Source organism: Oleiphilus sp. HI0080 (genome assembly GCF_001635135.1).
This window is the reverse complement of the sequence record NZ_LWFU01000695.1, coordinates 1-1,598: the sequence shown is the minus strand read 5'-3', so window position 1 is coordinate 1,598 and position 1,598 is coordinate 1. Positions and strand designations below refer to the sequence as shown.

The window sequence follows — 1,598 nt, the reverse complement described above, 5'->3', positions numbered from 1 at the left end:
TGCAGGTGTTGGCGAGCGTACTCGAGAAGGTAACGATTTCTACCACGAGATGCAGGAAGCAGGCGTTGTTAACTTGGAGAACCCTACGGAATCCAAGGTAGCAATGGTTTACGGACAGATGAACGAGCCGCCAGGAAACAGACTTCGTGTTGCTCTGACCGGTCTGACTATGGCTGAGAAGTTCCGTGATGAAGGTAAAGATGTACTACTGTTCGTAGACAACATCTATCGTTACACGCTAGCGGGTACAGAGGTATCGGCCCTACTTGGTCGTATGCCTTCAGCGGTAGGTTACCAGCCTACACTCGCAGAAGAGATGGGTGTACTTCAAGAGCGCATCACGTCTACGAAGACGGGTTCGATCACGTCAATTCAGGCGGTATACGTACCGGCAGATGACTTGACTGACCCTTCACCAGCAACGACATTCTCGCACCTTGATGCGACTGTCGTATTGAGCCGTGACATTGCATCAAAGGGTATCTACCCTGCAATCGATCCACTTGATTCTACATCACGTCAGCTTGACCCATTAGTAATTGGTCAGGAACATTACGACGTAGCACGTGGTGTTCAGACAGTTCTTCAGCGTTATGCAGAATTGAAAGATATTATCGCGATTCTTGGTATGGACGAGTTATCTGAAGAAGATAAGCAGACGGTTGCTCGTGCACGTAAGATCGAGCGTTTCTTGTCTCAGCCATTCCACGTAGCGGAAGTCTTCACAGGTTCTCCTGGTAAGTACGTGTCTCTAGCCGAGACGATTCGTGGTTTCCAAGGTATTTTGGGCGGCGAGTACGATGACCTTCCAGAGCAAGCGTTCTATATGGTTGGTTCAATCGAAGAAGCGGTAGAAAAAGCCAAGAACATGTAATCTGAGTGACTGGTTGAAGCCTTACGCTTCACCAGTCTCTACCGGAGAGAATATATGGGTATTAGCGTCCATTGCGATATTGTTAGTGCTGAAAAGCAAATCTACTCAGGTCTTGTTGAGCTAGTAGTTGCTGTTGGTGAGTTGGGTGATTTAGGTATTGCCCCAGGCCACGCGCCACTAATGACTAGTTTAAAGCCGGGCCCAGTTCGTATTGTTAAGCAAGGCGGTGAAGAAGAAGTATTTTATGTGACAGGTGGCTATCTCGAAGTACAGCCAAATGTCGTGACCATACTTTCTGATACAGCGCAGCGTGCTGATGATCTGGATGAAGCGGCGGCTCTTGAAGCGAAAGCGGAAGCCGAGCGTGAATTTGCTAATCAAAGCGGCGAGATGGATTATTCTCGTGCTGCAGCACAGTTAGCAGAAGCGGCTGCAAGGCTGAGAGCGATTCAACAATTGCGTAGGCGTTGAGCTTACAAACGCAATCATCTAAAGGCAGCTTAAGGCTGCCTTTTTTGTTGGTAAATCAGTAGATAAGAGGCTTTCTTAGTACTCTTCTGCGACTACAATTAAACAAAACGAGAGAATTGGAACGAGATATGGATTTTCACATTATCGTCTTAGCTGCGGGTAAAGGCTCCCGTATGAAGTCTGATAAGCCTAAGGTATTGCATACACTTGCTGGCAAACCAATGCTCACACACGTATTAGAGACCGCACTTGC

3 protein-coding genes are annotated in these 1,598 nt (G+C 47.7%); all 3 read left to right on the top strand.

Annotated features, from left to right (window positions below):
- Positions 1–874: F0F1 ATP synthase subunit beta (gene atpD / locus A3751_RS15035; RefSeq protein ID WP_068457599.1), on the top strand; the 874-nt coding region annotated here is incomplete at its 5' end.
- A 54-nt stretch (positions 875–928) separates the two neighbouring features.
- On the top strand, positions 929–1,345 hold the full coding sequence (locus A3751_RS15030) for a F0F1 ATP synthase subunit epsilon (protein WP_068457597.1): 417 nt from the start codon (positions 929–931) through the stop codon (positions 1,343–1,345).
- A gap of 128 nt (positions 1,346–1,473) precedes the next feature.
- Positions 1,474–1,598, top strand: a 125-nt coding sequence (locus A3751_RS21865; RefSeq protein WP_156492498.1) for an NTP transferase domain-containing protein, incomplete at its 3' end; no start/stop codon positions are given.

Bases quoted from the DNA above. Each gene is read 5' to 3' on its own strand.
- A3751_RS15030 (WP_068457597.1), top strand. From the start codon at position 929: ATGGGTATTAGCGTCCATTGCGATATTGTTAGTGCTGAAAAGCAAATC.